29 protein-coding genes and 1 pseudogene are annotated in these 26459 nt (G+C 70.7%); 16 read left to right on the top strand and 14 right to left on the bottom strand.

The features are described 5' to 3' along the window. Positions 1-68: 68 nt before the first annotated feature. Positions 69-476 carry a hypothetical protein gene (locus ACFWN2_RS15035; protein ID WP_382427867.1) on the bottom strand — a complete coding sequence of 136 codons (408 nt, stop codon included), beginning with the start codon at positions 474-476 and terminating at the stop codon, positions 69-71. On the opposite strand from ACFWN2_RS15035, the gene ACFWN2_RS15030 reads away from it, so the two are divergent. The 3 genes from ACFWN2_RS15030 to ACFWN2_RS15020 are packed head-to-tail and all read left to right on the top strand — an operon-like array spanning position 475 to position 4624. Next, positions 475-1206, top strand: coding sequence for an ATP-binding cassette domain-containing protein (locus tag ACFWN2_RS15030; protein WP_382427866.1), 732 nt, complete (start codon positions 475-477; stop codon positions 1204-1206). The genes ACFWN2_RS15035 and ACFWN2_RS15030 overlap by 2 nt on opposite strands. Continuing rightward, positions 1203-1835: a hypothetical protein gene (locus ACFWN2_RS15025; protein WP_382427864.1), complete on the top strand. Its 633-nt coding sequence runs from the start codon at positions 1203-1205 to the stop codon at positions 1833-1835. The genes ACFWN2_RS15030 and ACFWN2_RS15025 overlap by 4 nt, the downstream gene beginning before the upstream one ends. Continuing rightward, positions 1835-4624 carry a BTAD domain-containing putative transcriptional regulator gene (locus tag ACFWN2_RS15020; RefSeq protein WP_382427862.1) on the top strand — a complete coding sequence of 930 codons (2790 nt, stop codon included), beginning with the start codon at positions 1835-1837 and terminating at the stop codon, positions 4622-4624. Before ACFWN2_RS15025 ends, ACFWN2_RS15020 begins: the two co-directional genes overlap by 1 nt. Here ACFWN2_RS15020 and ACFWN2_RS15015 read toward each other — a convergent pair. Both ACFWN2_RS15015 and ACFWN2_RS15010 read right to left on the bottom strand, forming a co-directional pair. Further along, positions 4544-5845, bottom strand: a complete 1302-nt coding sequence (locus tag ACFWN2_RS15015; protein ID WP_382427860.1) for an FAD-dependent monooxygenase — start codon at positions 5843-5845, stop codon at positions 4544-4546. The genes ACFWN2_RS15020 and ACFWN2_RS15015 overlap by 81 nt on opposite strands. An 84-nt stretch (positions 5846-5929) precedes the next feature. After that, positions 5930-7432, bottom strand: coding sequence for a flagellar basal body protein FliL (locus tag ACFWN2_RS15010; RefSeq protein ID WP_382427859.1), 1503 nt, complete (start codon positions 7430-7432; stop codon positions 5930-5932). A gap of 466 nt (positions 7433-7898) precedes the next feature. Here ACFWN2_RS15010 and ACFWN2_RS15005 point away from each other — a divergent pair, with 466 nt between their 5' ends. Together ACFWN2_RS15005 and ACFWN2_RS15000 are read left to right on the top strand one after the other, a co-directional pair. Further along, positions 7899-8708 carry an NAD-dependent deacetylase gene (locus tag ACFWN2_RS15005; RefSeq protein ID WP_382427857.1) on the top strand — a complete coding sequence of 270 codons (810 nt, stop codon included), beginning with the start codon at positions 7899-7901 and terminating at the stop codon, positions 8706-8708. Between the two features lie 9 nt (positions 8709-8717). Continuing rightward, on the top strand, positions 8718-10232 hold the full coding sequence (locus ACFWN2_RS15000; RefSeq protein ID WP_382427855.1) for a class I adenylate-forming enzyme family protein: 1515 nt from the start codon (positions 8718-8720) through the stop codon (positions 10230-10232). On the opposite strand, the gene ACFWN2_RS14995 is transcribed toward ACFWN2_RS15000, so the two are convergent. Then, entirely contained in the window at positions 10225-10794 is a 570-nt protein-coding gene (locus ACFWN2_RS14995) for a TetR/AcrR family transcriptional regulator (protein ID WP_382427853.1), read from the bottom strand. The two genes, ACFWN2_RS15000 and ACFWN2_RS14995, sit on opposite strands and share 8 nt — an antisense overlap. 85 nt (positions 10795-10879) lie before the next feature. Between ACFWN2_RS14995 and ACFWN2_RS14990 the strand changes: the two are divergent. After that, positions 10880-11203, top strand: a pseudogene (locus ACFWN2_RS14990) (cupin domain-containing protein); the annotation flags it as partial. Between the two features lie 37 nt (positions 11204-11240). Here the strand turns inward: ACFWN2_RS14990 and ACFWN2_RS14985 are convergent. The 3 genes from ACFWN2_RS14985 to ACFWN2_RS14975 all read right to left on the bottom strand — a co-directional run bounded on the left by ACFWN2_RS14985 (position 11241) and on the right by ACFWN2_RS14975 (position 14321). Next, positions 11241-12413, bottom strand: coding sequence for a glycosyltransferase 87 family protein (locus ACFWN2_RS14985; protein ID WP_382427851.1), 1173 nt, complete (start codon positions 12411-12413; stop codon positions 11241-11243). A 100-nt stretch (positions 12414-12513) separates the two neighbouring features. Further along, positions 12514-13173: a response regulator gene (locus ACFWN2_RS14980; RefSeq protein ID WP_382427849.1), complete on the bottom strand. Its 660-nt coding sequence runs from the start codon at positions 13171-13173 to the stop codon at positions 12514-12516. After that, on the bottom strand, positions 13170-14321 hold the full coding sequence (locus ACFWN2_RS14975; protein ID WP_382427847.1) for a sensor histidine kinase: 1152 nt from the start codon (positions 14319-14321) through the stop codon (positions 13170-13172). Before ACFWN2_RS14975 ends, ACFWN2_RS14980 begins: the two co-directional genes overlap by 4 nt. A gap of 193 nt (positions 14322-14514) precedes the next feature. Between ACFWN2_RS14975 and ACFWN2_RS14970 the strand changes: the two genes are divergently transcribed. Further along, positions 14515-15831, top strand: a complete 1317-nt coding sequence (locus tag ACFWN2_RS14970) for an NlpC/P60 family protein (protein WP_382427845.1) — start codon at positions 14515-14517, stop codon at positions 15829-15831. On the opposite strand, the gene ACFWN2_RS14965 is transcribed toward ACFWN2_RS14970, so the two are convergent. Then, positions 15803-16303, bottom strand: a complete 501-nt coding sequence (locus ACFWN2_RS14965) for a GNAT family N-acetyltransferase (RefSeq protein WP_382427843.1) — start codon at positions 16301-16303, stop codon at positions 15803-15805. The genes ACFWN2_RS14970 and ACFWN2_RS14965 overlap by 29 nt on opposite strands. Positions 16304-16349: 46 nt before the next feature. Here ACFWN2_RS14965 and ACFWN2_RS14960 point away from each other — a divergent pair, with 46 nt between their 5' ends. From ACFWN2_RS14960 to ACFWN2_RS14945, 4 genes are read left to right on the top strand one after another with little or no spacing between them, the layout of a single operon-like run. Then, the gene (locus ACFWN2_RS14960; RefSeq protein ID WP_382427842.1) at positions 16350-16883 is read left to right on the top strand and encodes a TetR/AcrR family transcriptional regulator; all 534 of its coding nucleotides are present in this window, start codon (positions 16350-16352) and stop codon (positions 16881-16883) included. Further along, positions 16880-17521: an epimerase gene (locus ACFWN2_RS14955; protein ID WP_382427840.1), complete on the top strand. Its 642-nt coding sequence runs from the start codon at positions 16880-16882 to the stop codon at positions 17519-17521. Before ACFWN2_RS14960 ends, ACFWN2_RS14955 begins: the two co-directional genes overlap by 4 nt. Then, positions 17518-17907, top strand: coding sequence for a hypothetical protein (locus ACFWN2_RS14950; RefSeq protein ID WP_382427838.1), 390 nt, complete (start codon positions 17518-17520; stop codon positions 17905-17907). The genes ACFWN2_RS14955 and ACFWN2_RS14950 overlap by 4 nt, the downstream gene beginning before the upstream one ends. A gap of 44 nt (positions 17908-17951) precedes the next feature. Beyond that, positions 17952-18122: a hypothetical protein gene (locus tag ACFWN2_RS14945; RefSeq protein WP_382427836.1), complete on the top strand. Its 171-nt coding sequence runs from the start codon at positions 17952-17954 to the stop codon at positions 18120-18122. On the opposite strand, the gene ACFWN2_RS14940 is transcribed toward ACFWN2_RS14945, so the two are convergent. The 3 genes from ACFWN2_RS14940 to ACFWN2_RS14930 form a co-directional block, all read right to left on the bottom strand. Then, a complete protein-coding gene (locus ACFWN2_RS14940; RefSeq protein ID WP_382427834.1) occupies positions 18119-18673 on the bottom strand; it encodes a cysteine hydrolase family protein in 555 nt (184 codons plus the stop codon). The two genes, ACFWN2_RS14945 and ACFWN2_RS14940, sit on opposite strands and share 4 nt — an antisense overlap. A 73-nt stretch (positions 18674-18746) precedes the next feature. Then, positions 18747-19649, bottom strand: a complete 903-nt coding sequence (locus ACFWN2_RS14935; protein ID WP_382427832.1) for a GlxA family transcriptional regulator — start codon at positions 19647-19649, stop codon at positions 18747-18749. Further along, the gene (locus tag ACFWN2_RS14930; RefSeq protein WP_382427830.1) at positions 19646-20194 is read right to left on the bottom strand and encodes a cysteine hydrolase family protein; all 549 of its coding nucleotides are present in this window, start codon (positions 20192-20194) and stop codon (positions 19646-19648) included. Before ACFWN2_RS14930 ends, ACFWN2_RS14935 begins: the two co-directional genes overlap by 4 nt. Before the next feature lie 90 nt (positions 20195-20284). Here ACFWN2_RS14930 and ACFWN2_RS14925 point away from each other — a divergent pair, with 90 nt between their 5' ends. Further along, on the top strand, positions 20285-21178 hold the full coding sequence (locus ACFWN2_RS14925) for a hypothetical protein (RefSeq protein WP_382427828.1): 894 nt from the start codon (positions 20285-20287) through the stop codon (positions 21176-21178). Here ACFWN2_RS14925 and ACFWN2_RS14920 read toward each other — a convergent pair. Further along, complete coding sequence (locus ACFWN2_RS14920; RefSeq protein WP_382427826.1) at positions 21175-21516, bottom strand: DUF2203 domain-containing protein; 342 nt, start codon at positions 21514-21516, stop codon at positions 21175-21177. The genes ACFWN2_RS14925 and ACFWN2_RS14920 overlap by 4 nt on opposite strands. 27 nt (positions 21517-21543) lie before the next feature. Between ACFWN2_RS14920 and ACFWN2_RS14915 the strand changes: the two genes are divergently transcribed. Next, the gene (locus ACFWN2_RS14915) at positions 21544-22416 is read left to right on the top strand and encodes an oxidoreductase (RefSeq protein WP_382427824.1); all 873 of its coding nucleotides are present in this window, start codon (positions 21544-21546) and stop codon (positions 22414-22416) included. On the opposite strand, the gene ACFWN2_RS14910 is transcribed toward ACFWN2_RS14915, so the two are convergent. Together ACFWN2_RS14910 and ACFWN2_RS14905 are read right to left on the bottom strand one after the other, a co-directional pair. Then, a complete protein-coding gene (locus ACFWN2_RS14910; RefSeq protein WP_382427823.1) occupies positions 22403-23146 on the bottom strand; it encodes an ABC transporter permease in 744 nt (247 codons plus the stop codon). The genes ACFWN2_RS14915 and ACFWN2_RS14910 overlap by 14 nt on opposite strands. Continuing rightward, positions 23143-24051 (bottom strand): ATP-binding cassette domain-containing protein, encoded by a 909-nt coding sequence (locus ACFWN2_RS14905; protein WP_382427822.1) that lies wholly within the window; start codon positions 24049-24051, stop codon positions 23143-23145. Before ACFWN2_RS14905 ends, ACFWN2_RS14910 begins: the two co-directional genes overlap by 4 nt. A gap of 77 nt (positions 24052-24128) precedes the next feature. Between ACFWN2_RS14905 and ACFWN2_RS14900 the strand changes: the two genes are divergently transcribed. From ACFWN2_RS14900 to ACFWN2_RS14890, 3 genes are all read left to right on the top strand, one after another. Continuing rightward, positions 24129-24812 (top strand): TetR/AcrR family transcriptional regulator, encoded by a 684-nt coding sequence (locus tag ACFWN2_RS14900; RefSeq protein ID WP_382427820.1) that lies wholly within the window; start codon positions 24129-24131, stop codon positions 24810-24812. After that, positions 24809-25339, top strand: a complete 531-nt coding sequence (locus ACFWN2_RS14895) for a molybdenum cofactor guanylyltransferase (protein WP_382427818.1) — start codon at positions 24809-24811, stop codon at positions 25337-25339. The genes ACFWN2_RS14900 and ACFWN2_RS14895 overlap by 4 nt, the downstream gene beginning before the upstream one ends. A 62-nt stretch (positions 25340-25401) precedes the next feature. Continuing rightward, positions 25402-26451: an AAA family ATPase gene (locus tag ACFWN2_RS14890; RefSeq protein ID WP_382427816.1), complete on the top strand. Its 1050-nt coding sequence runs from the start codon at positions 25402-25404 to the stop codon at positions 26449-26451. Positions 26452-26459 lie beyond the last annotated feature (8 nt).

Raw genomic sequence — 26459 nt, 5'->3', positions numbered from 1 at the left:
GACCGCTGCCCCTCGACCCCAAACAGTACGCTTGTCCTGTAAGCCGGTTCAAGCCAGGTTGTCCTAACTCACGACACGACGACCGCGAAGGCGACCAGCATCAGCACCTTCAGGCCTTCGAGCGCGATGTAGACGAGGTGCGTGCCCGACTTCGGCGGCGTCTCGCCGGCGATGATCACCGCGGCCCTGGCTTCGAGCCGCGGACGCAGCACCGTCACCTGAACCGCGAGCGTCACGGCCAGGGCGATGAGCAGTACGGTCGCCGGGAGCGGACGCGGAACCAGGGCGAACGTGACCGCGGTGCCGGCGGCGAGCACGATCTCCGAGGCGTTGAGCGCGCGGAAGACGAGCCGGCCGATGCCGAGTCCCAGCGGCAGCGTGATGCCGGGCGCGCGGAACTTCAGCGGCGCCTCGATCGAGATCGCCAGCACCATGCCGAGCCAGATGCACGCCAAAGCGAGCGGAAGCGGTGTCATGGGTGGTTATCTTGGCGTGGTGCTCCTCGACCAGGTTTCGAAGCGGTACGGGCGTGGGCCCTGGGTGCTGCGCGACCTCACGCTGGAGATCTCCGGCCTGACCGTGCTGACCGGCGCGAACGGCACCGGCAAGTCCACGTTGCTCAAGATCGCCGCCGGGGTGCTGAGGCCGACGTCCGGACGGGTCGAGCGGCCCGCGTCGGTCGGCTACGTACCGGAGCGGTTCCCCTCGGACGTCAAGATGTCCGCTTCGTCGTACCTCGCGCACATGGGACGGATTCGGCGTGCGGAGTCGAACGACGTGCTGGAGCGGCTGGGGTTCGTCGGCTCGATGACGGCGCCCATGTCGGAGCTGTCCAAGGGCAACGCGCAGAAGGTCGCGCTGGCGCAGGCGTTGCTGGCCACCGACGTGCTGGTGCTCGACGAACCGTGGACCGGCCTTGACCCCGAAGCCTCTCTCGAGTTGGTGGCATTGCTGGACGGGCGGACGGCGCTGGTGTCCGACCACGAGGGACACCTCGCGTCGGCCACGCGCGTCGACCTCGCCGGTGGCCACGTGACGATCGATCTCAGCCGGGTGGCCGCCTTGGACGTGTTGGAGGCGCTGGAAGGCGTGCGGTCCGTGCAGACTCGTGGGGCGTCGGTCCGGGTTGTGGTGGCACCGGACCAGAGTGACCAGGTGCTGGCGGAGGCGTTGCGGCTCGGGTGTTCGGTGCGGAGCGTGCGGTGATCTCCCTCGTTCGCTACCTCGCGGTCGACGTCCTTCGCGGGCAACGGTATTTGGCGCCTCTGCTGGTGTTCCTCGGTGTGATGGGGATGTTGTTCTCCAGTGATGCCGGGCAGCCGTTGGAGGCGTACTCGGGTTCGTCGGCGTTGCTCTACCCGATCGCGGCGTGGATGGCCGTTGTGGTGGCGACGTCCGAGGACGTGGTGCGGCGCGAGATCACCGTCGTGTCCGCCGGCGGGTGGTCGCGGGTGCTGACGGCGGCGGCGCTGGTCGCGGTGCTGTTCGCGCTGGCGATGGCGCTGCTGGCGGCGGTGTGGCCGGTCGTGACGAACCCGCACCCGTACACGGCGGGCGAATTTCTTGTCGGACTCGCCGCGCATACTGGATGTGCGTTGCTCGGCGTCGGTGTGGGCCTGCTGTTCGCCCGCCCTGTTCTGGACGCCATCGGGCGCACCGTGCTGGCGGTGTTCTCGGTGGTGGTGCTGACGTATCCGCTCGGACGGGCCACCCCGCTCGGGTGGGTGCTGGACGCCCTGGGCCACAACAGGGTGTCGCTGTCCCTGCTGGGCACGGTGCTGGTCGGTGTCGCGCTCGTCGTGGCCGCGGTGGTGGCCGGGGTGCGGCGGGCCTGATGCGGGTCAACGTGCTCGGACCGCTGCAGGTCGTGGCCGCGGACGGCGCGCCCGTCGAGGTGCGCGGCAAGAGGCTGCGGTGGTTGCTGATCCGGCTGGCGGTGGAACCCGGCACCGTCGTCGCTCCGGAGCGGCTGGTCGCCGACCTGTGGCCGGACGCGCCGCCGGTCGACGGTCCCGCCGCGTTGCAGTCGCTCGTGTCGCGGCTGCGGCGGGTGCTCGGTGCGGCGGCTGTCTCGTCGCACGCGGCGGGCTACCGGCTGGAGGCGTCGACCGACGTCGAGGAGTTCGCGCGCACCCGTGACGCGGCCCTGTGGCGCGGGGCGGCGTTCGAGGAGGCGCCGTTCGCGGTGGACGAGGCCGTGCGGCTGGCGTTGCTGCGGGACGACCTCGCGGGGCTGGAGGCACTGGCGGCCGCGCACCCGTTGCGCGAGGACGTCCAGGCCCGGCTGATGCTGGCGCTGAACGCCGCCGGACGGCGGTCGGACGCGTTGGCGGTGTTCGCGCGCGTGCGCTCGGCCCTGGCCGACGAACTGGGCGTGGACCCCGGTGAGGCGCTGGCGGCCGCCCACGTGACAGTGCTGCGCGAACGCGTCGCGCGCGGCAACCTGCCGGCCGCGGTCGGGTCGTTCGTCGGACGTGACGGCTACCTGGCGGGGCTGGCGGAGTTGTTGCGGGACAACCGGTTGGTGACGCTGACCGGGTTCGGAGGCGTGGGCAAGACACGTCTCGCGCTGACGCATGCCGCGACCGTGCCGCAGGCGTGGTTCGTCGAGCTGGACTCGGCGGCCGAGCCACTCGCGGCACTGGACGCTGCCCTGGGGCCGAACCCGTTGGCGGCGCCCGTGTTCTCCCGGCTCGGGGCGTCGCTGGTGGTGCTCGACAACTGCGAGCACGTGGTGGACGCGGCCGCTGCGTTGTGCGTGCGGTTGCTGGCCGAGGCGCCGGACGCGCGCGTGCTGGCGACCTCGCGCGAGCCGCTGGGGATTCCGGGCGAGGTCGTGCACCCGGTGGCGCCGCTCGACCTCGACCACGCCGTGCGGCTGTTCTCGGCGCGCGTCGGCTCGGCTTTGGACGCCGAGGTCGTGCGGCGGGTTTGTGGTGCGCTGGACGGGATTCCGCTGGCGCTGGAACTCGCGGCGGCTCGGGCGCGGTCGCTGTCGGCGGCGCAGCTGGAGTCGCGTGTGGACAGCCGGTTGCGGTTGCTGGACCGCGGCGCGCGGACCGGGCCGGCGCGGCACCGGACGTTGCGGGCGGTGATCGACTGGAGCTGGGAGCTGCTGGACGACGCCGAGCGGGGGCTGCTGGCGCGGCTGGCCGTGTTCGTGGGCGGGGCGACGGCCGAGGCGGTGCACTTCGTGTGCGGGGCAGGCTCGCGCAGGGGTACCCCCGAGCTGGGAACCCCTGCGTTTCAACGTACTCAGGAGGTCCGACAAGATCAGGACCTCTGGGACACCGAGGACCTGCTGGCCGCGCTCGTCGAGAAGTCGCTGGTCGTGCGGGCCGGCGAGCGGTACCGGTTGCTGGAGACCGTGCGTGAGTACGCGTTGGAGCAGAACGCGACGGACCCCTTGAGGCATGCCGCCTACTACGTGGCGCTGGCCGAGCGGAATGAGCCGTTGCTGAGGGGGCCGCGGCAGTTGGAGGCGCTGAAGGTCTTCGACGTGGAGCGCGCCAACCTTGACGCGGCGATGGCGTGGGCGGTGCGGAACGACCTCGGCACGGCCCGGCGGATGATGGCCGCCCGCACGTGGCACTGGCTGGTGATGACCAAGCGGTTCGAGGAGATCCACCGCTGGGCGCTGCAGATCCCTGACGACCCGCTGTCGGAGGCGGTGGCCGCGTTCGGCACCGCGGAGATCGGCACGGCGCTGAGGCGGTTGTGGGAGGCGGACGCGCCCACGGCCCTGTGCGCGTTGATGCTCACCAGCGGTCACGTCTGGGGTGATCCCGAACTGGGGCAACGGCTCGGGGTGCTGGCCGATCGGATGGAGCGGTCGGCCGACCCGTGGATGCGGGCGTTCTCGGCGTTGGTGCGCGGGCTGGTGGCGGGGGAGTTCAGCGAGGGCGCGGCTCCGCTCGCCGAGGCGCAGTACCGGCGGGCGCTCGACGGGTTCCGGGCGGCCGGCGACCGGTGGGCTGTCGTGTTCTGCCTGTCCTGCCTGGTCATGGTGCTGATCAACCGGGGCGCGTTCGCCGACGGGTTCCAGGCGGTGTCCGAGGCCCGGCAGGTCGCGGCGGAGCTGGGGGATCCCGAGTCGGTTCTCGTGCCGATGTCGGTGCTGGTGCAGGCGGTGCGGCTGAAGATCCGGACCGGTGACCTGGCCGGGGCGCGGGACGACCTCGCGCGGGTGCCGTGGTCGTCGTTCGACCTGGACCAGGGGCGGATCGCGCAGGCGCACGGCGAGATCGCCTACTGGAGCGGTGACTTCGAGGACGCCGTGCGGTGCTACCGGGAGGCGTTGGACGCCACGGTGGACTCGGCGGCCAGCCAGTTCCGGGCGAACGTGCACGCGGGGCTCGGGCTGGCCTTGACGCGGCTCGGCGACCTCGACGCGGCGGGGGAGGAGCACGGGAGGGCGCTCGACGCCATCAGCAGGAGCGCGGACGGGCCGGCTCGGGCGACGGTGCTGGAGTGGTACTCGGACTGGCTGCTCGCCCAGGGCGATCCTGGCAGTGCCCGGAACGCCCTGGACGAGGCGGAACGGCTACGCGGCGGTCCGAGCAGCGACCCGGCGGTGGTGCAGCTGCGTGACCGGGTGCGCGCCGAAGTAGGCGTCGATGGCTGACCTGCCGATCGCGGCGACGTAGCCGTCAGGGCGCACGAGCACCGGGCCGTCCGGGAAGTCCAGCGTCACGAAGTCGGGTCCGCGCAGCAGGTCGAAGATCCGGCCCTGCTCGGTGATGCCGTCCGGCATCCGGTCGCCGGCCTGCAGGCCCTCGCCCTCGGTGGTCCGGTACGACAGCGACAGCTGCAGCGTCTCGTCGTCGCGCTTCTGGAACGGGTTGCCCGACATCATGATCGCGGTCGTCATGCCGAGCAGCCACTGCGCCACGGGCTTGCGCTCGGACTCGTAGGTGTCGAGCAGCGTCTCCATGCCGAGCTTCCAGCCCAGGTTGTAGGCGTCCTGGATGCCGGTGTTCATGCCCTGCGCTCCGGCGGGGGAGTGCACGTGCGCGGCGTCGCCCGCGAGGAACACCCTGCCGACGCGGAACCTGTCCACCATGCGGATGTTCGTGCGGTACAACGACGTCCAGGTCGCGTCGTGCACGACGACGTCGTCCAGGCCGGTGCGTTCGCGGACGATCGCCCGGTACAGCTCCAGCGACGGGTCGCCGTCACCGGTCGCCTGGAACTGGAAGAGGTCCGTGTCCGGCAACGGGCACAGGGCGAGCCACTGGTCGGCGCGGCCGCCCCACTGGTGCCAGTGGTCCCGGTCCAGGCCGGAGATCCGCAGGTCGCCGACGAGCATCCGCATGTCCTCGTGCGTCTCGCCGACGAACGAGACGCCGAGTTCCTTGCGCACGAACGACTTCCCGCCATCGCACCCGACGAGGTACTTGGCGCGCACGGTCTCCCCGCCGACAACGGCTGTCACGCCTGATTCGTCCTGCGTGAACGAGGTCAGCGGCATCCCGTGCTCGACGGCCTGCGGCAGCGCGTCCCGCAGGATCTGCTCGACCCGGAACTGGGCGATGAGCATCGTGCTCGCGTACGGGCGTTCCTCGGTGGGGTGGCGGCCCTCGTGCACGTTCCACTCGCGCACCACCTCGCGGCCCTTGTAGGCGCGCATCGTCATGTGGAACCGGCCGGCCGCCAGCACCGGCTCGATCACGCCCAGGTCGTGGAAGACCTCCATGCTGCGCGGCTGCAGGCCCTTGCCGCGCGAGCCGGCGAACGGCGCGGGCGCGGCGTCGACGATGCGGAACGGGACGCCGCGGCGGGCGAGGTCGAGGGCGAGGGTGAGTCCGGTCGGGCCGGCGCCGATGATCAGAACCTGTGTGTCCATGGCGCCCACACTCGGCCCGCGAACTGCCACGGCCCTGTCACCGCGCTGTTGCGGGTGACAGGGCCGTGGCGGACCTGCGGGAACTTACTTCTTGAGGAGCTCGATCAGCGCGTCGACGTCCTTCGGCTCGAAGCCGCGGAACAGCGAGAGCGCCAGCTCGTAGTAGGAGCGGACCGGGCTGACGTACCACTTGCCGTCGACCTCGGTGGACACCACGCCGACACCGGTCTTCATGACCGACGACGCCACGCGGCCGATGATCTCGACGGCCTCGGTGGGGATGTTCTTGCCGCCCTGCTGCTTGATCAGCTGGGTGATCTCGTCCGCGCACAGCTTCTGGTTGCCCTGGCCGGGCACCTCGGCCGAGTAGCAGTCACCCTCGCGGGTGATCGTCACGGTCTCGCCCTCGGCCGTGATCGACAGCTTCTTGACCGTGACCTGCTTGCCGCCGGTCACGTCCTTGACGTCGGTCTCCAGCGCGTTCAGCTTGGCGCCGGTCGGCTTGGTCGTGCCCGCCTCCTTGACCAGCAGCGGGCCGAGGTCCTGCAGCACACCGGCCTCGTCGGGCGGCAGCAGCGCGATGACCTTCTCCAGGTCGGCGTCGAGCGCGGCGTTCACCATCTGCTTCGCGGCGTCCTCGGCGGAGCTCGCGCCCTTGGCGGCGATGCCCTGCGCCGGCCACTTCTGCTTGTCCTCCTCCAGGACCGCGTTGGCGATCGTGTAGAAGGCGCTCGGGTACCACTTGTCGCCGACCTTGATCGACGCGATGCCGATCGGGGTGCCGCGCTTCTTCACCTCGGCGGTGATGTCGACGGTCTCGGACTTCGACGTGGTCGTCTTGAACTCGGTGCCGAGCGCGTCCACGAGCTTGTCCGTGAGCGGGATCTTCGACGCGTCCGAGGTGATCGTGATCTTGCCCTCGACCAGCTTGTTGATGGTGAGGTGGTCGTTGATCTTCTCGGCGGCGGCCTCGTCGAACTTGATGTTCTCGCTCTTGAACTCGACGCCGGTCAGCTTGTTCGGGTCGGCCTCGGGCTTGAGGATCTCGAGACGCTTCATCTCCTTCGTCATCGACTCCATGTAGTCCTTCGACAACGCGGCCTCCGCCGGTGCCAAGGACGCCATGATGCCGACGACGTCACCACTGCCGAGCTGCTCGATGAGGTTCTTGGCCGCGACCTCCGGCGTGTCCTGACCCGCGTTCGCCGCCGGGTCGGACTTCTGCAGCGCGAAGAACGTGACACCGCCGCCGATCAGCAGCAACACCGCGACGACGGCCGTGACGACCAGGCCGGTGCGCTTCTTCTTCGGCGGCTCGCCGCCCATCGGCGCGTAGCCGTACGGCTGCTGCTCGAAGCCCTGCTGGGGGAAACCCTGCGGGCCCGTCTGCGGGAAGCCCTGCTGCGGGAAGCCCTGCGGACCGGTCTGCGGGTAGCCGCCCTGCTGGGGGTATCCGCCCTGCTGCGGCTGCTGCGGGTAGCCACCCGGCTGCTGCGGCTGCTGCGGGTAGCCGCCCTGCTGGGGCTGCTGCCCGTACGGGTTGTTCTGCGGCTGCCACTGGCCACCGCCACCACCTGGGTAGCTCACGGGTTCCCTCCTGAGGTTCTCACTGCGCTGCGCCTGGTAGAGGTGAGCACCGTGATCGCCCCCACGATCGTCAGTACGGCACCGGCAAGTGTCGTGGCCGGTCCAGCTGTGCTGATTCCGACCAATGAACCCTTGCTATCCCCTTGGACTGTGGCTAGTAGGGCCACGGTTCCACTGATCGTGCCAAAGAGAAGGCCGATGCATGCGGCAAACCGTGGAAAACGGACCACGTAGAGACCAATCGCAACCATGGCCAGTGGCGTTAGCCCCACCCAGACCGACGTGACGACGGTCCCCGCCACCCCGTCCAACCCGGCGAAACCACGGAGCGAAAGCACTTCGTAACTGTCCCTCGTGGTCGATCCGGACTTCAGCCACGGCAAGAAAGTCCCGGTGATGGTGGTGACCAAGCCCACTGCCGCGATCGCGGCTCCCACTGCGCTGCGCACCCGGATAGTGTTAACCGATGGCCTCCCAGGCGTGCACAGCGGCACGCGCGCTGGTCGCGTCCGCCCACCGGATCACGGTGCTGACGGGGGCCGGGGTCTCCACGGATTCGGGCATCCCGGACTACCGCGGCCCCGACGGGCTGTGGACGCGGGACGCCGACGCCGGGCGTGCCTCCTCGCTGGAGGCCTACGTCTCCGATGCCGCTCTGCGCAGGCTTTCCTGGCAAACGAAACTGACCAGTCCCGTGTGGACGGCCAAACCGAACGCCGCGCACAAGGCGCTGGTGGAACTGGAACGGTCCGAGCGGTTGCGCACGGTGATCACGCAGAACATCGACGGCCTGCACCAGAAAGCCGGCTCCGACCCGCACCGCGTGCTGGAGCTGCACGGCACGCTGCACACCACCGTGTGCCTGGGATGCGGTGCCACCGGCCCGATGCGGGACGCGCTCAAGCGCGTGGCCGAGGGCGAGGAGGACCCGGACTGCCAGCGCTGCCGGGGGATCCTCAAGTCCGCCACGATCTCGTTCGGACAGCACCTCGACGGCGAGGTGCTGCGCCGCGCCCGCCTCGCCGTCCTGGATTGCGACGTGCTGCTGGTGGCGGGAACATCGCTGTCGGTGCAGCCCGCCGCGGGCCTCGTGCCGCTGGCGGCGAAAGCGGGTGCCGAGGTCATCATCTGCAACGCCGAACCGACGCCGTACGACGACGTGGCGGCCGTTGTGCTGCACGAACCCGTCGGTGACGTGCTCCCCGATCTCAGCTCCGTTCCTCCATCCGGGGGAGGCGGGTTCTCGTCCTGGGGAGATCCGAGCACCTGGTCGTAGTGTCGGTCCATGCGCGTACCGCTGATCACCACGGACTTCCTGGACCGGGCGTCGTTCGCGTTCGCGGCGACCACGGCGACGATCGACGAACCGGACCAGCCCGCGAAGCCGGTCGCGACGACGACGTACGCGGAGATGGCGACCCGCGTGCGCGCGTGGCAGGCGGGGTTCGACGCGCTGGGCGTCGGTGAGGGCGAACGGGTCGCCGTCGTCAGCCACAACTCCGCGCGCATGCTCGAACTGCTGCACGCGCTGCCCGGCAGCGGGCGGATCTGCGTGCCGGTGAACTTCCGCCTGCGCCCCGACGAGGTGAAGTACATCGTCGAGCACAGCGGTGCGTCGGCGTTGTTCGTCGACCCCGAGCTGGAACTGGACGACGTCGTGGCGCGCCACCGGTTCACGCTCGGCGAAGAGTCGGAGTCGCTGCTTCGGTTCGATGTGGAGCCACGGCCGTGGAGCGCGCCCTCGGAGGACGCGACGGCGACCATCAACTACACGTCCGGCACGACGGCGCGGCCCAAGGGCGTGCAGCTGACGCACCGCAACATCTGGCTCAACGCCGTCACGTTCGCCATGCACACGCGTGCGTGGGAGGGCGACGTGTACATGCACGTGCTGCCGATGTTCCACTGCAACGGCTGGGGCATGCCGTTCGGTCTCACGGGCCTGGGCGTGCCGCAGGTGGTGCTGCGCAAGGTCGACGGCGCCGAGATCCTGCGCCGTGTGCGCGACCACGGCGTCACGCTCATGTGCGGCGCACCGGCCGTGTGGAACGCCGTGCTGGACGCCGCCCAGACGTGGGACGGCGAGATCCCCGGCCGTGACCGCGTGCGGATCGTGTGCGCGGGTGCGCCGCCGCCGTCGCGCACGATCCAGCGCGTGACCGAGGAGCTCGGCTGGGAGTTCCTGCAGATCTACGGCCTGACCGAGACGGCGCCGCTGCTCACCTTCAACCGCGCACAGCCGGGTCCGGAGGGGGAGGAGAAGGCCAAGCTGCAGTCACGGGCGGGCGCGCCGGCCCTGGGCGCGAAGCTGAAGATCTCCGACACCGGTGAGGTGCTCGCGCGGTCGAACGTCGTCATGGAGGGCTACTGGGACAACCCCGAGTCCACGGCGGACGCCATCGAGGACGGCTGGTTCCGCACCGGCGACGGCGGCCACTTCGACGACCAGGGCTACCTGACGATCTCGGACCGCAAGAAGGACGTGATCATCACCGGCGGCGAGAACGTCTCGTCCATCGAGGTCGAGGACTGCCTGTTCTCGCACCCGGCCGTCGCCGAGGTCGCGGTGATCGGCGTGCCCCACGAGAAGTGGGGCGAGACGATCAAGGCGCTGGTCGTGCTCTCCGGCGAGGCCACCGAGGCCGAGCTGATCAGGCACTGCAAGGAGCGGCTCGCCGGGTACAAGGCGCCGACGTCGATCGAGATCCGCGACTCGATCCCGCGCACCGCGACCGGCAAGATCCAGAAGTTCAAGCTCCGCGAGCCCTACTGGGCGGGCAGGGACCGGGGAGTCAACTAGCGCCGACGGTCGTGCGCAGCGCGCGCACCGCGTCGGGCAGGAGATCGCGCAACGTCCGGGTCTCGCCCGGCCGCGTCCACTGCTGGAACGCCGCCTGCTGCGCGAGCATGGCGGCGCCGGCGGCGAGGAACGCGGTCGCGGGATCGCATCCGCGCGCGTTGAGCACGGCCGCGATGGACTCGGTGAGCACGGCGTTCTTGCCGAGTTCGCGCTCCTGCAGTTCAGGGTTGGCCGCGATCACGGCGTAACGGCGCACCACGACGGCACGGCGACCCTCAAGCATCTTGTCGGCGACGACCTCCAACGCGCGCACGACCGCGTCCAGCGGCTCCAGGTCGTGGTCGGCGGCCTCGATCTCGCCGACGATCTCCTGCTGGAGCTTCGCGCTCATCTCGAACAGCACCTCGCGCTTGTCCGGGAAGTGGTTGAAGAACGTGCGCTGGGTGAGCTCTGCCCGCTGGGCGATCTCGGCGACCGTCGTGCGCTCGAAACCCTGCTCGTCGAAGAGGTCCAGGGCGGCGGCCTGCAGGCGTTCGACGGCGTCCGGTTTCCATCGCGGCATGCCGGGAGACTACCGATTGCACGATGTGCAGTCACAGGGCTAGGGTGATTGCACAAGCTGAAATCACAACCTGGAGGCTTTCGTCATGGTCGCTGTGTCGATCATTCGCCCCGGCGAGGGTGAGCTCCTCTCCAACGGCCCGTCGTCGATCCGGATCCTGGAGGACGGCGGCAACACCGCTCACCGCCTCGGGATCGCGGAGGTGGTCATCCCTCCGCACACCCCCGGTCCTCCCCAGCACCGCCACGCGCAGCACGACGAAGGCTTCTACGTGCTGTCGGGCACCGTGCGGTTCACGGTGGGGCACGACGACTACGACGCCGGCACGGGCACGTGGGTCCTGGTCCCGCCGGGCGCGCCGCACACCTTCGCCAACCCCGGCGACGACCCGGCGGTCATGCTGACCACGTTCACACCGGACCTGTACGTGCAGTACTTCCGCGACCTCAAGGCCATGATCGAGTCCGGGCGGCCCATGACCCGCGAGACCATGGCGCCGATCTGGGAGAACTACGCCACCGAACCGTCCACCGAGTTCGCGCACGCCGAACCCCCAGCAGGAGCAGGGCCGCAAGGCCGATGAGCACGTAGGCGTTGCCCGCCAACGACTCCAGAGGCGTCCACAGCCGCTCCTCGCCTTCGCCGCGCGGTACCAGCGCGAACACCCACCCGGTGCTCAGCACCACCAAGGCCCCGGCGAAGGCGAAGTGCCGCCGGGCGAGCAACACCGCGCACAGGGGCGCCACCCACACCCAGTGGTGCGTCCACGAGATCGGGCTGACGAGCACCCCGGCGAACGCCGTCACCAGCACCGAGCCCACCGGGTCGCCGCTCTGGTGCAGGTCGCGGACCAGCCACGCCGCCACGCCGAGGCACACCAGGACGAGCAGCACGAGAACCGCGGTGGACCCGCCGAGGCGGTGGACCAGGCCGCTGACCGACTGGTTGCCCCACCACGCGTTGCCGCCCGCCTTGTTCGCGCCCAGCATCGTGGACGTCCAGTACCGCACCGCGTCGGCGGGCAGCAGCACGAATCCCGTCACGCCGAGCCCGGCGAACACGGCCAGCGCCCGCACCGCGTCCCGCGGCCGCCCGGTCAGGAACAGGTGCGCCACGAACACCAGCGGCGTCAGCTTCACCGCCGCCGCGACGCCGACCAGCACCCCGGCGAAGCGGGATCCGCGCAGCGCCAGCACGTCCACGAGGACCAGCGCCATCAGCAGCGCGTTGACCTGGCCCAGCCCGATCGTCCGCCAGACCGGCTCCAGGAACAGCAGGAGCGGCAGCACCCACCACGCCCCGCCGACGAGCCGCACGGAGGTCCGCAGCGCCAGCACCGTCCCGGCGGCGAGCACGCCCCAGGCCAGTTGCACGGGCAGAACGGCGAGAGGCAGGAACACCACGGCGGCGATCGGCGGGTAGGTGAACGGCAGGGCGGGCGACCAGTCCGGGATCGCCGTCAGCGGGGCGTAGAGCGACTGCCCGCGCAGCAGGGCCAGCGCACCCGCGCGGTACACGCCGCTGTCCACCCCGAGCGGCCGGTCCAGGACCCACCACACGACCGCCAGAACACCCGTCGCCGCGGCCAGAAGAGCTGGCAGGCGGGCTGATTTGATCACCTGCCCGACGCTAGGAGCGGCGGCGCCGGCACACGTCCCGCCGAGGTGGTGTCCTGACGTGCCCCTCCGGTACGGGGCGCGCGGGACCCGTACCCCGGTACTACTCGGCGGGCACCACCAGACCGCACTCGTAGGCGAGCACCACGGCCTGCGCGCGGTCGCGGAGGCCCAGCTTGGTCAGCACCCGGCTCACGTGGCTCTTGGCGGTCTGCTCCGCGATGGTCAGCGTGCCCGCGATCTCGGCGTTGGACAGTCCTCGCGCGATCAGGCGCAGCACCTCCGCCTCGCGCGCCGTGAGGTACCGCAACGCCGCGTCGTCGGGCTTGCCCGGCGCCCGGTCCGCGTAGGCGGCCACCAGCCGCCGGGTGATCGACGGGGCGAACAGAGCGTGCCCTGCCGCCACCACGCGCACGGCGTTGACCAGGTCGGCGAGCGGGGAGTCCTTGAGCATGAACCCGCTGGCGCCGGCGCGCAGCGCCCCGTAGACGTGCTCGTCGAGGTCGAACGTCGTCAGCACCAGCACCTTCGGCGGCGCGTCGCCGGAGCCGACGATCAGCCGGGTCGCCTCCAGGCCGTCCATCACCGGCATCCGCACGTCCATCAGCACCACGTCGGGCGCGAGGTCGCGGGCCAGTGCCACCGCGTCGGCGCCGGTGCCGGCCTCGCCGACGACGTCCACGTCGGACTGGCTGTCCAGGGCGACGCGGAAGCTCTCCCTGATCATCGCCTGGTCGTCGACCACCAGCACCTTGATCGTCACGCGGTGTCCTCTCCGTGCAGGGGCAGGTCCGCGACCACCGCGAAGCCGCCGTCGGGCGTGGGGCCCGAGGTGAACCCGCCGCCCAGGACGCGCACCCGTTCGGCCATGCCGGCCAGGCCGTGCCGGGGGCGTCCGGGGTCGTCGTCGAGCGCGGGGCGGGTCGCGGAGGCGTTGCGCACCTCGACCTTCAGCACGTCGCCGCTCGTGCCGATCACGACCGAGACCGCGCCGCCGGGAGCGTGCCGCCCGCTGTTGCTCAACGCCTCCTGGACGATCCGGTACGCCGAGAGCCCCACGCCCGCGGGCACCGGGCCGACGTCGACGCCGAGGGTGATCTCCGTGCCGGTCTCGCGGAACCGGTCCACCATGGACTCCACGTCGGACAGTCCTGGCTGCGGCGCGGATCCGTCGCCGTCGTCGGCGCGCAGCACCACCAGCATCCGCCGCATCTCGGTGAGGCCTTCGCGGGCCATGCGCTGGATGACGTCGAGTTCGTCCCGCACCTCCGGCGCGAGGCCCGGCAGCCGGTATGACACGGCGTCGGTGCGCAGGACCAGCGCGGACATGTGGTGGCTGACGACGTCGTGAAGCTCCCGTGCGATGCGGGTGCGTTCCTCCAGCGCGACCAGACGGGTCTGCTCGGCCCGCAGCAGGCCGTCCGCCTCCCGGCGCCGCCGCACCGCGTTGCCCAGCAGGACCGCGCCGGTCGCGAGGAAACCGGGCAGTGCCGCGTCGCCCCAGTCGTCCAGGCGCGGCCAGGTCGCCACGAACGTGACCGCCAGGACCGCCACCACCACGACGGTGCCGAGCCGCAGCGCGACCCGGTACAGCAGGAACCCGACCGCCGCCGTGAGGCCGAGGGTCCACGGCCAGCCCCAGTCCAGTTCCGGGCCGGTGCGCGTGCCGTAGGCGCCGGGGAGCAGGAGCAGCAGCAGGACGGAGAGGAACCAGGAGACCAGGAGGTACCGCGCCGACAGGAGCACCGGCACCACCGTCACCGCCGCGCAGGCGAGGTTCACCGCGTGCAGGCCGTCCGGGCGGTAGAGGTACGCCGGGACGACGGCGAGCAGGAAGCACAGTGCAGCCACGAGGTGCGTCGCCGTGATCCGGCGGGCCACCGCCGACCTGATGCCGCGCAGCCGCTCCACCCGCTCACGGTAACGGGTGATCGCCCCGAGGCCCGACGCGCGGGGTTGGTCCATACCGGCGACACGCCGCACTCCGATCGTCCCAAAAGGACCACCGACCGTGGTCCACTGTGACACGTGTGGTTGACGGTGCGTGAGTTCCAGATGCGCCGGATGAGTCTGATTGGTCTAATTCGGTCGGAGGTGATGCCCTGTGTTGACACGACTCTCCGCCGTGACGGTGTTGATGATGACGGTCGTCCTCACGGGGACGGCCGCCGCCGTGCCGCCTCCTCCGCCGAACCCCAGCGACGCCGAGATCTCCGCGTCCCGCGCGGAGGCGGACGCCAAGGCGGCGCGCGTCGGTGAGCTGACCGGCAGGCTCACGCAGGCCGAGTCGCGCCTGCAGGAGCTGATGGACGAGGTCTCGTACAAGCGCGAGCTCGCCAACAAGGCCCGCGTCGACCTGGAGACCGCGATCTCCGAGGCCGAGGCCGCCCGCCGCGACGCCGCGAACGCCAGGGTCGAGGCCGACGCGGCCACCGCCGCCGTGGAGAAGAGCCGCAAGGAACTGGACGACTTCGCCGCCGCCTCCTACGCGCAGGGCACCACGGTCGGGTCGTTCTCCGCGTTCATCGACGCCAAGTCGCCGGAGGACCTGCTGGCGCGCGCCCAGATGCTGGAGGCGGTGTCGGCGTCCAGCCTGAACCGGCTGGAACAGGTGACCCGCGACCAGGGCACCGCCGCGAACCTCGACTCCGCCGCCCGCGCCGCGCTGAAGAAGGCGGAGGAGAAGCAGGCCGCCGCCGACGAGGCCAAGAAGGTCGCCGAACAGGCCCAGCAGGTGGCCGTCGAGGCGCACACGGCGCAGGCCGCGGCGACCGAGGCCATGCAGGCGGACAAGGACGCCGTCGAACGCGAACTGGCCGCGGCGCGCAGTGCGGTCGGCGGGCTGGAGGCCCAGCGCCAGCAGTACGACCAGTGGACCGAGGCGAAGAGGCGCGAGGACGAGGAGAACGCCCGTCGCGCCGCCGCGGCCGCTGCTGCCGCCGCTGCTCCCAAACCGCAGCCCCAGGCACCCCGCCCGGCCGCGTCGGCACCCGCGCCTTCCGGCAACCGCGTGCAGACCGTGATCAACCGGGCGCTGGCCCAGCGCGGCGTCATCTACGCGTGGGGCGGTGGCAACTACAACGGCCCGACGTACGGCGTGCGCGACGGCGGCGTGGCCGACTCGTTCGGCGACTTCCGCAAGATCGGCTTCGACTGCTCGGGCCTGATGATGTACGCCTTCGCCGGTGCCGGCGTGTACCTGCCGCACTACAGCGGCTACCAGTACAACTCCGGCCGCAAGGTGCCGCTGTCGCAGATGGCCCCCGGCGACATGATCTTCTGGGGACCGGGCGGCGGCACGCACGTGGCGTTGTACCTGGGCGGCGGGATGATGGTGGAAGCGCCGCATTCCGGTGCCGTGGTGCGGATCTCGCCTGTGCGGTACGGCGGCATCATGCCGTACGTGACCCGGATGCTCTGAGGTCGCGAGCCCAGAGCTGGCCGGTCACGTCGTGGCCGAAGCTGTGCTGGGGCGTCTCCTCGACGAGCTCGAACCCGTGCGCCTCGTAGATCTTGCGGGCTGACGCGAGCCCGTCGACCGTCCACAACACCATGCGCTCGTAGCCGACCTTCTGCGCGAACTCGACGCACGTGCCGACGAGCTTGTTGCCGGCGCCGTGGCCACGGGCGTCCGGATGCACGAGCAGCACGCGCAGCTTCGCCGTCGTGTCGTCTTCACGAACGCAGAACACGCATCCGACGCGTTGGCCGTCGAGGTCGGCGATCCACGCACCCTCTCTCGCGGGGTCGTGTTCGGTCGCGTAGTCGCCGACGATCTTGGCGACCATCGCCTCGAACGAGGTGTCCCAGGCGAGCTCGGACGCGTAGAGCTCGCCGTGCGCCTGGACCACCCAGCCCAGGTCGCCGGGCCGGTCGAGGGGGCGGATCAGCATGTGTCCTCCACTGACACGAGTGTTTCAGTAATGCGAGAATAGCGCCATGCCGTCCGCCCGCGAGACCGAACTGCTCGAAGCCGCCTACCGGTACGTGCTCACCCACGGCCTGGCGGACGTGTCGCTGCGGCCGCTCGCGGCGGCCATCGGGTCGAGCACCCGCGTGCTGCTCTACCTGTTCGGCAGCAAGGAAGGCCTGGTCAGGGCGTTGCTGGCGCGGGCACGCGCCGACGAACTGGCGCTGCTCGCCGACATCGGCACCGGGCCAGGCGTCGTGGCGCGGCTGTGGGACTGGCTCGCCGCGCCGGCGCACCGGCCGTTGCTGACGTTGTGGCTGGAGGCCTACGCGCGCTCTCTCGTGGAGCCCGACGGACCGTGGGCGGGCTTCGCGCGCGCGACCGTGGAGGACTGGCTGGAGGTGCTGAAAGCCGCCCAGCCCGAGGAGGTGCGCGACACCGACGCCGGACTGGCATCGCGCACGCGGGAACTTGCGTTGCTGCGGGGCGCGTTGCTCGACCTGCTCGCGACCGGTGACGGCGACCGCGTCACCGGCGCGCTGAGGACTACTTTGACGGCGTGAAGATCGTGATGTTCGGTGCGTCCGGCATGGTGGGTCAGGGCGCGTTGCGCGAGGCACTGCTCGACCCCGCGGTGGAGTCCGTGGTGACGGTGGGGCGGTCGCCGTCGGCCGCGACGGATCCCAAGCTGCGGCACGTGGTGCACGCCGACTTCGGCGACCTGTCGCCGATCGCGGCGGAACTGGCCGACGCCGACGCGTGCTTCTACTGCATGGGCGTGACGTCCGCGGGTCTCACCGAGGCCGAGTACACGCCCGTGACGCACGACTACGCGCTTGAGGCCGCACGGGTCGTGGGCGGCACCTACGTGTACGTGTCCGGCGAGGGTGCTGACGCCGACAGCAAGACGATGTGGGCGCGGGTGAAGGGACGCACGGAGAACGAACTGCTGGCGCTGGACCGGCCGGTGTTCGTGGTGCGGCCCGGCTTCATCCAGCCGCTGCACGGGATCACGTCGCGCACCCGCATCTACCGCTACCTCTACTCGTGGTCCTCGTGGCTCTTCCCGCTGCTGCGCAGGGTGGCGCCGAAGTACGCCACGACGACGGAACTCCTCGGCCGCGCGATGGTGGCGCTGGCCAAGGGCGCGCCCGCGGACCGGGTGCTGCGCAGCGACGAGATCAACCGGGTGGCGGGATGACGCTCGACGAGGCGATCCGCGCGTACCAGGAGGACGGCTACGAGGTCACGCACGTCGTGGAGTCCGTGTGCGGCGGGTGCGGAGGCAAGGCGTTCACGGTGCAGATGACCGAGGACCAGGCGATGCGCCGGACGTGCCTCGGCTGCGGCCTCGCGGAGTTCATCGGCGACTCCGACGAGCACTGGGACGAAGACGACGCGGAGGAGTGCGAGTGCACGTGCGGCGGCGAGGAGTTCGCCGCCGCACTCGGGTCGTCGTGCCTGCCGGACGGCGAGGTGCGCTGGCTGACCGTCGGGTTGCGGTGCCTGGAGTGCGGGCTGGCCGGCGTGTACGAGGACTGGAAGATCGACTACCTGCCGAGCGCGCACCTCGTCACCCGTGCGTGAGTTCGAGATGCCGGTGCCTGCACTCGTCGTTACGCTCGCTCACCATGGGTGACTTCAAGATCGGTGACACCGTCCAGATGACCGGGACGACGATGACGGGCAACGTCGGCACCGTCGTCCACCTCGACGACGACCGGGGGAAGGTCCTCGTGCGCATCGACGCCCAGACGCAGAACTACTTCACGCCCGGCGAGCTGAAGATCTTCCAGCCCTAGGACTTGAAGGCGTCCTCGGTCTTCACGACACCCGCCGTGCGGCCCGGCGCCGTGTGGTTCTCCCAGTAGAGGTTGGTGTGCGCGATGACCTTGTCCGGCGTGGGCGCGCCCCACTCCGACAGGTCCTCCGTGGTGTGCGCGTCGCTCACGAGCCGGGCGTCGTAGCCGCGCACGATGGCGCCGTGCAGCGTCGAGCGGATGCACTCGTCGGTCTGCGCGCCGGACACCACGAGACTGCCGATCCCCTTGCCCGCCAGCACTTCTTCGAGGTCGGTCGCCTCGAACGAGTCGGCGTAGGTCTTGTGCACCACCGGTTCGCCGTCGGCGAGCTTCAGCTCGGGCACGAACTGCCAGCCGTCGGACTCCTTCGGCATGTGCTCGGGGTTGCTGTGCTGCACCCACACCACGTCGACGCCGGCCGCGCGCGCCTTGTCGACGAGGGCGGCGACGTTGGCGACGACCTCGTCGCGGTTGTGGGCGTGGTTCACCACGCCGTTCTGCACGTCGATCACGAGCAACGCTGTGTTGGGGCGGTTCGCCAGAGTGGTCACGCGGCCAGCTTAGGCCGCTTCCGGTGGCGTGCAAGGGTGTTCCGTCGACTGTGGACGGCCGCACGCGTGCGGCTCAGCGGGAACGCAGGCGGCGCAGCATGCGGGCGTCCTCGAAGCCGACGTTGCGCGCGGCGGTCTCGACCGTGGCGCCCTGCCCGATGAGGTGTTCGGCCCGTTCGACTCGCAACGCCTGCTGGTACTTCAACGGCGTCATGCCCGTGGCGCGGCCGAACAACCGCGTCACGGTGCGTTCGCTGCAACCGGCGTGCACGGCCAGTTCGGCGAGCGAGAGGCGGTCGGTCAGGCGTGTCTCGATGACGTCCTGGATGCGGTGCACCGTCTCGTTGATGTGCGAACGGTGCCGCAGCAGCACGCTCGCCTGGTGGTCGTCACCGTTCCTGCGCGCGTAGATGACCATCGTGCGTGCGATCGCTGCGGCGACAGAGGGTCCGTGGCGAACGGCGACGAGGTGCAACGCGAGGTCGATGCCGCTCGCGATGCCCGCGGACGTCACGACCCTGTTGTCCTCCACGAACAAGACGTCGTGCACGACGTGTGCGGCGGGGTAGCGCCGTTCGAGTTCTTCCTGCAACTCGTGGTGTGTGGTGCAGCGGCGCCCGTCGAGCAAACCCGCTCGCCCCAACGCATCCGCGCCCGCACACACACTCGCGACCGTGCCGCCGTTGTCGTGATGCGCGCGCACCCACGCCAACGCGCGGTCGCTCAGGTGTCCGGTCCCCACGATCTTCGGCGACCGCCAGCCCGGCACGAACACGAGGTCGTCCACGTCGAGAGAGGGCAGTTCGGTGGACGCGCCCAGCGGCACGCCCTGATGACTGAGCACGGTGTCCGTGTCGCCCACGTAGGACAACGCGTAGCCGCCGACGAGGTCGGCGGCGCTGGAGAACACCTGCGCCGGCCCCGCGAGGTCGAGCAGGTGCACTCCCGGTACGAGCAGGAAGACGACTCTGGTCACGATCCGGTCAGCGTAGCGACATCCGAGATCCGCGCGAAGCGACCGGCCAGCACGTACTCCGTCCGTTCGACGATCTCCTCGACGCCCAGGACCTTCCCTGTGCGCCAGTGAGGCAACGGCATGGTGGCGGTCGCGTCGGTCACGAACGTCATGTCGAACCCGAGGTCCGAGCCGACCCGCGTGGTCGTCTCGCAGCACTGCTCGGTGCGGATGCCGCTGATCAGCAGCTCCCGCACACCGCGCTGCGTCAGCGTCTGCTGCAGGTTCGTCGTGGTGAACGCGTTGTGCGCGGTCTTGGTCAGCACGGGCTCGTCGTCAAGGGGCTTGAGCCCGTCGAGCAGCCGCACGTGCCCGAGCGCGGGGTCGAACACGTCGCCGGAGCCAGGTTCGGAGTGCAGCACCCACACCACCAGGTCACCGGCGTCGCGGGTCATGTCCACGAGCTGGTTCACCTTGCCCGCGACGTCGGGGTTCGACACCTCGGCCCAGTTGGCGCGCTGCCGGAACGACTCCTGCACGTCGATGACGATCAATGCTCGCTTCATGCCTTCAGCCTCGCGGACCCCGCAGGCGCGACACAGGCACGACCCGGCCGACGAACGGACGGATCCGGTCACCGTGCGAAGATCGCGGACATGCGCATCCTGGCGGGCGAGCCCGCGGACCCCGACCTGGGCGCGGAGGTCTCGCTGACCGAAGGGCGGCTCGGCGGGGCGGCGGTGCCGTTCCTGCGGATCACCTCCGGCGAGCACCGCAGGATCCTGGTCGGCGAGGCGCGCACCGACGGGGAGAACGTCGAGGTCGTGATCCGGGCGGCGTGGGGTGACGCGCAGGGCTGGCGGCAGAGCACCTGGTCGCCCGAGGACGTGGCCGGCACGCTGCACGAGCCCGTGCACCGCGTCGAGGAGCGGGAGAAGGCGCTCACGATCGCCAAGGCGCTCGCCGAGGGGTCCAGGAACGCCGTGGCGGAGCTGCGCGGCCTGCGCTACGAGATGGAACGCCAGATCGCCGACCTGCTGGCCCAGCGCGCGAACACCGCGCTGCGGATGCTCATGGCCCAGCTCGTGGAGCTGTCGATGGCCGTGAGCCGCGCCCGTGACGTGGCGCAGGAGGCCGTCCGCGAGGGGCGGTTCACGACGTTGATCATGCGGCACTGCGAGGCCATGGACGTCGGTCTAGGTGACGAGGTCACGAGGCTGCAGGCGTTGCTCAGCAGCGTCTCGACGTTCGCCGTCGCGCAGGAAGGCGAAGCGCAGCAACGGTTCAACACGCTCGCCGCCGCGGCCGCCGCCGGACTCGGCCTGCCCGCCCTGCTCCTGTCCCTGTACGGGGCGGACGACTACCTGCCGTTCACGTGGGACAAGGCGTGGCGCGCCCTCGTCCCGATCGCGGGCGCGCTGACCGTGGCCGCGGGGATCATCCTGCACCGCATGCCCGGCCGGACCACCGTGAAGCGCTGCCTGACGGCGCTCGGGCTGATCGCCGGGCTCGTCGGCGTCCTGCTGGTCGCCGGTCTCCTCGCGCCCTAAAGGGGACGGCGGCCCGCGAAGCCGAGGTCCGTCCGGTGGTACCAGGTCAGCTCACGGTCGCCTTCGAGCCAGCACAGCAGCACCGGCACGCCGTCCATCTCCGACGGGAAGTCCACGAGCAGCGGTGCCAGGCTCTTCAGCTCCGCACCGGTCTGCTGCACGGACTCCATCAGCTCGTCCAGCCGGGCCTGCGCGGCCTTGAACTCCGGCAGCCCGCCGAGCGACGACCCGCCCACGGCCAGTTCGGCGGCGTCGGCGCGCAGCCGCACGATCTCGTCCAGCACGGGCAGCAGCCGCGCGAGTTCGGTCCGGGCCTCGTCGAGCGTGAACAGTCCCACGACGTCAAGGCTGGCACAGTGGGCGCAATGACGTGGCGACTGGGTGACCTCACCGTGCGGCGGATCGGCTTCGGCGCCATGCGGTTGCCGCAGCGGGGGACGGCGTTCGGCCCCGGTGCCGAGCCCCGTGACCGCGAGCAGGCGATCGCGGTGCTGCGCACGGCCGTCGAGCTCGGCGTGAACCACGTCGACACGGCCGCCTTCTACTTCTCCGCGACCCGCTCGGCCAACGAGCTGATCAACAGCGCGCTCGCGCCGTACCCGGACGACCTGGTGGTCGTCACCAAGGTCGGTCCCGGCCGCACGCCGCAGGGGGAGTGGCTGCCGCTCGCGACGCCGGGGCAGCTCAGGGGACAGGTCGAGGAGAACCTGCGCCAGCTCGGCCGCGACCACCTCGACGTCGTCAACCTGCGGGTGAGCGGGCTGGACGACGTCAGCGCGCACTTCGAGGCACTGGCGGAGCTTCAACGCGCCGGGATGGTCCGCCACCTCGGGCTGTCCAACGTGCGGCCGCACCACCTCGACCAGGCGCAACGGATCGCCGAGGTCGTGTGCGTGCAGAACTCCTACGGGCTCGGGCACCACCCGGAGCAGGACGACTTCCTCGGCGTCTGCGGGGAGCGCGGCATCGCGTTCGTGCCGTTCTTCGCGCTCGCCGGCGCGAACCAGGAGGCCGGCACGTCGGCGCAGGACGACGAGGTCACCGGGATCGCGCACGCCCGCGGTGCCTCACCCGCGCAGATCCGCCTGGCGTGGACGCTGGCCCGCGGCCCGCACGTGCTGGTCATCCCCGGCACGGGCGATCCGGGGCACCTGCGGCAGAACGTCGAGGCGGGCGAACTCGTGCTGACCCCCGAGGAGCTCACCCGCCTCGACGCCGCGCACCTCAACGACGGCTGATCCGGCCGAACAACCAGGTGGCCCAGCCGAACGCCACCACCAGCAGGCCGCCCGACCACGCCAGTGCGAGCCAGCCCGAGGTGACGGGCTGGTCGTTCAGCAGGGCCCGCACGGTCTCGATGACCGGCGTGATCGGCTGGTGCTCGCTGATCACCCGCAGGAACGCCGGCATCGTCGCCACCGGCACGAACGCGCTGCTCAGGTACGGGATGAACAGCATGAAGAACCCGAGCAGACTGGCCGACTCGACGGACTTGGCGATCACGCCGATGCCCGCGGCGAGCCAGGACAGCGCGAGCACGTAGAGCGCCAGCAGGCCCATCGCCAGGATCCAGGAACCCGGCGACGCCGTGGGGCGGAAGCCCATCAGCATCGCGACCAGCACCACGGCGGTCGTCGCCAGCGCGTTGCGGGCGAGCGAGGCGACGACGTGTCCGGTCAGCACGGAGAACCCGCTGATCGGCATCGAGCGGAACCGGTCGACCACGCCCTTCTTCATGTCGTCTGCCACGGACATCGCGGTGGACGTGGCGCCGAAACCGGTGCACAGCACGAGGATTCCGGGCACGACGTAGTTCACGTAGGAGTCGACCGCGCTGATGGCGCCGCCGAACACGTACACGAACAACGACATCATCATCACCGGCAGGACGATCGCCATGATCACGGAGTCGAGGTTGCGGCGGCTCAGGCGGATGCTCCGGCCCACCATCGTCAGCGAAGCGGTCATGCGGCTGCCCTCGTCAAGGTCTCGAAAACGTCGTCCAGGGTCGGGCGGTGCGCGGACACCCGCAGCACGTCCACGTGCGCGTTGAGCAGGTCGTCCAGCACTCGGTGCACGTGCACGGCGCTGCCGTCGGACGGCAGGCTCAGCGTGGGGCCGTCGGCCAGCCCGCCGACGACGGCCCCAGCACGTCGCGCCTCGTCCGCACTCGCCAGGGTGAGATCCAGGCGGGTGCCGCCGACCGAGTTCTTCAACGCGTCCGCGGTGCCGTCCGCGACGACGCCTCCGTTGTGCAGCAACAGGATCCGGTCGGCCAGCCGGTCGGCCTCCTCCAGGTACTGGGTGGTGAGGAAGATCGTCACGCCGTCGCGCACCAGGTCGCCGATCGCGTCCCACATCGTCGTGCGGCTGACCGGGTCGAGGCCGGTGGTCGGCTCGTCCAGGAACAGCAGCCGCGGCCGGGCGACCAGGCTCATCGCCAGGTCCAGGCGCCGCCGCATGCCGCCGGAGTAGGTGCGCACCCGCCGGTCCGCCGCGTCGCTCAACTCGAAGCGCTCCAGCAGTTCGGCGGCCCTCCAACGGGACGCCCGCCTGGTGGAACCGCGCAGCCGGGCGATCATGACCAGGTTCTCCCGGCCGGTCTGCTCCTCGTCGACCGCCGCGTACTGGCCGGTCAGGCTGATCACGCCGCGCACCGCGGCCGCCTCGCGGACCACGTCGAACCCGCACACGCGGGCCACGCCGCCGTCGGGCCTGGTCAGCGTGCTCAGGATGCGGATCGTGGTGGTCTTGCCTGCGCCGTTGGGCCCCAGCAGCGCGAGCACCGACCCCTCCGCGACCAACAGGTCCAGGCCGTTCAGGACCGTCTGCGCCCCGTACCTCTTCGTCAGACCCTCTGTCTCGACGATCATCGAACCCCCTTTTATGCGTACCTCATACGCAAAACCCAAATTAGCGTATGCCATACGCATCTGTTTGACTAGGGGGTATGAAAAGGGGGCGCAAGCCGACCATCGACGCCGCCGACATCACCCGGGCCGCCATCGCGATCGCGGACGCCGAAGGGCTCGCCGCCGTCTCGATGGCACGCGTCGCCCAGGAGATGGGCAACGCCACGATGGCGCTCTACCGCCACGTGAAGAGCAAGGACGAGCTCCTCGCGTTGATGGGCGACGCCGCGTTCGACGATCCGCCGCCCCTTCCGGACGGCGACTGGCGCGACAAGCTCGGCGTCTGGGCGAAGGAGCTGCTCAAAGGCGTTCGCAGGCGTCCGTGGTTCCTGCAGATCCCCATGAGCGGCCCGCCGACCGGTCCCAAGAGCCTCGCCTGGTTCGACAGCGCGCTCGGAGCGCTCGAAGGCACGCCGCTGGAGCCGGGGGAGAAGGTCGGCGTGGTCATGGGCCTGATGACGTTCGTGCACGGCGAGGCGTGGCTGAGCGTCTCGCTGACGAAGGGCTTCGAGGACGACCCCGCCCAGTTCAGCCGCCAGTACGGGCAGCGGCTGCGCGAGATCGTCGACGCGCGCAGGATGCCCGCGCTCGCCAAGATCGTCGCGGCCGGTGTCTTCGACGAGGACGACCTCTTCGACGCCGACGACGTGGCCGCCGAGTTCGACTTCGGCCTGCACCTGTTCCTGGAAGGCGTCGCCGCGCACCTCGGAGGCCGGTCGTGACGTACGCGGTGATCGTCCTGACCGGCGGCAAGGGCGAACGGCTCGGCGGCGTCGACAAGGCCGCACTGTCCTATCGGGACGCCACACTGCTCGACCACGTTCTGTCCGTTGTGGAGGATGCGGCGCAGAAGGTCGTGGTCGGGCCGGAGAAGGATCTTCCCGGGGTCGTCTGGGCACGCGAGGACCCGCCGGGCGGAGGGCCGCTCGCGGGGCTCGCCGCCGGGCTCGCGAAGATCACCGAGGAGTGGGTCGCGGTGCTCGCCGTCGATCAGCCGGGGCTCACGACGGACACGATCGCCAGGCTGCGGGAGGCCGGCCGCAACGCCGTGCTGAAGGACGACCGCGTCCAGTGGCTGATCGGGTTCTGGAACACCGCCGAACTGCGCGCCGCCCTACCCGAAGATCCGCGGAACCTGCCCCTGCGCAAGACTCTGCTGAGGCTCGACCCCGTCGAAGTGTCCGCTTTGCCCGGTGAGGCGCAGGACGTCGACACGCCCGCCGACCTGGACACCCTTCACAGCGGTTGAACAGCGGAAGGGTAAGACTGTTCAACGATCGGTAAAACCCTGTTCTGCATGGAGGCCCGCACGTGACCGAGCCCGCCGCCGAGGCAACGCCGAACGCATCGGCGCCCGTCACCCCGGCTCGTGACGCCCAGCTGCTCGAACGCACCGTGTTCGAGGTGAAGCGGGTGATCGTCGGCCAGGACCGGCTCGTCGAGCGGATGCTCGTGGGTCTGCTGGCCAAGGGCCATCTGCTGCTCGAAGGTGTGCCGGGTGTCGCGAAGACGCTCGCCGTCGAGACGTTCGCCCGCGTGGTCGGCGGCTCGTTCTCGCGCGTGCAGTTCACCCCCGACCTGGTGCCCGCCGACATCCTCGGCACCCGCATCTACCGCCAGTCCACCGAGGCGTTCGACGTCGAGCTCGGTCCCGTCGTCGCGAACTTCGTGCTCGCCGACGAGATCAACCGCGCGCCCGCCAAGGTGCAGTCGGCGATGCTCGAGGTGATGGCCGAGCGCCACGTGTCCATCGGCGGCAAGACCTTCCCGATGCCGAACCCGTTCCTCGTGCTGGCGACGCAGAACCCGATCGAGAACGAGGGCGTGTACCCGCTGCCCGAGGCGCAGCGCGACCGGTTCCTGTTCAAGATCCAGGTCGAGTACCCGACCGCCGAGGAAGAGCGCGAGATCGTCTACCGCATGGGCGTCGAGGCGCCCACGCCGAACCAGGTCCTCTCGCCGGAGGAACTGGTGCGCCTGCAGGGCGTGGCGTCGCGCGTCTTCGTCCACCACGCTCTCGTCGACTACGTGGTGCGCCTGGTGATCGCGACCCGCGCGCCCGCCGAGCACGGCCTCACCGACGTCGCCGGCTGGGTCGCCTACGGTGCCTCGCCGCGCGCGTCGCTCGGCATCATCGCCGCCGCGCGCGGCCTGGCGCTGGTCCGCGGCCGCGACTACGTGCTGCCGCAGGACGTCGTGGACGTCGTGCCGGACGTGCTGCGCCACCGCCTGGTGCTCTCGTACGACGCGCTGGCCGACGGCGTGCCGATCGACCACATCATCACGCGAGTGCTGCAGATCGTGCCGTTGCCGCAGGTGTCGGCCCGTCCGCAGCAGCCGGTTCCGGCTGGTAGGCCGTGAGCCGGGAG

The sequence above is a fragment of the Lentzea sp. NPDC058436 genome (assembly GCF_042721515.1).
Taxonomy (GTDB): Bacteria; Actinomycetota; Actinomycetes; order Mycobacteriales; family Pseudonocardiaceae; genus Lentzea.
Note: the sequence above shows the minus strand (reverse complement) of the source record. Positions and strands in the feature narration are given on the sequence as shown.

What these genes read in the sequence shown, in the direction of transcription:
- ACFWN2_RS15030 (WP_382427866.1), top strand. Translation starts at nt 475, where the DNA reads ATGGGTGGTTATCTTGGCGTGGTGCTCCTCGACCAGGTTTCGAAGCGG.
- ACFWN2_RS15035 (WP_382427867.1), bottom strand. Translation starts at nt 476, where the DNA reads ATGACACCGCTTCCGCTCGCTTTGGCGTGCATCTGGCTCGGCATGGTG.
- ACFWN2_RS15020 (WP_382427862.1), top strand. Translation starts at nt 1,835, where the DNA reads ATGCGGGTCAACGTGCTCGGACCGCTGCAGGTCGTGGCCGCGGACGGC.
- ACFWN2_RS15015 (WP_382427860.1), bottom strand. Translation starts at nt 5,845, where the DNA reads ATGGACACACAGGTTCTGATCATCGGCGCCGGCCCGACCGGACTCACC.
- ACFWN2_RS15005 (WP_382427857.1), top strand. Translation starts at nt 7,899, where the DNA reads ATGGCCTCCCAGGCGTGCACAGCGGCACGCGCGCTGGTCGCGTCCGCC.
- ACFWN2_RS15000 (WP_382427855.1), top strand. Translation starts at nt 8,718, where the DNA reads ATGCGCGTACCGCTGATCACCACGGACTTCCTGGACCGGGCGTCGTTC.
- ACFWN2_RS14995 (WP_382427853.1), bottom strand. Translation starts at nt 10,794, where the DNA reads ATGCCGCGATGGAAACCGGACGCCGTCGAACGCCTGCAGGCCGCCGCC.
- ACFWN2_RS14965 (WP_382427843.1), bottom strand. Translation starts at nt 16,303, where the DNA reads ATGCTGATCCGCCCCCTCGACCGGCCCGGCGACCTGGGCTGGGTGGTC.
- ACFWN2_RS14960 (WP_382427842.1), top strand. Translation starts at nt 16,350, where the DNA reads ATGCCGTCCGCCCGCGAGACCGAACTGCTCGAAGCCGCCTACCGGTAC.
- ACFWN2_RS14950 (WP_382427838.1), top strand. Translation starts at nt 17,518, where the DNA reads ATGACGCTCGACGAGGCGATCCGCGCGTACCAGGAGGACGGCTACGAG.
- ACFWN2_RS14945 (WP_382427836.1), top strand. Translation starts at nt 17,952, where the DNA reads ATGGGTGACTTCAAGATCGGTGACACCGTCCAGATGACCGGGACGACG.
- ACFWN2_RS14930 (WP_382427830.1), bottom strand. Translation starts at nt 20,194, where the DNA reads ATGAAGCGAGCATTGATCGTCATCGACGTGCAGGAGTCGTTCCGGCAG.
- ACFWN2_RS14925 (WP_382427828.1), top strand. Translation starts at nt 20,285, where the DNA reads ATGCGCATCCTGGCGGGCGAGCCCGCGGACCCCGACCTGGGCGCGGAG.
- ACFWN2_RS14915 (WP_382427824.1), top strand. Translation starts at nt 21,544, where the DNA reads ATGACGTGGCGACTGGGTGACCTCACCGTGCGGCGGATCGGCTTCGGC.
- ACFWN2_RS14910 (WP_382427823.1), bottom strand. Translation starts at nt 23,146, where the DNA reads ATGACCGCTTCGCTGACGATGGTGGGCCGGAGCATCCGCCTGAGCCGC.
- ACFWN2_RS14905 (WP_382427822.1), bottom strand. Translation starts at nt 24,051, where the DNA reads ATGATCGTCGAGACAGAGGGTCTGACGAAGAGGTACGGGGCGCAGACG.
- ACFWN2_RS14900 (WP_382427820.1), top strand. Translation starts at nt 24,129, where the DNA reads ATGAAAAGGGGGCGCAAGCCGACCATCGACGCCGCCGACATCACCCGG.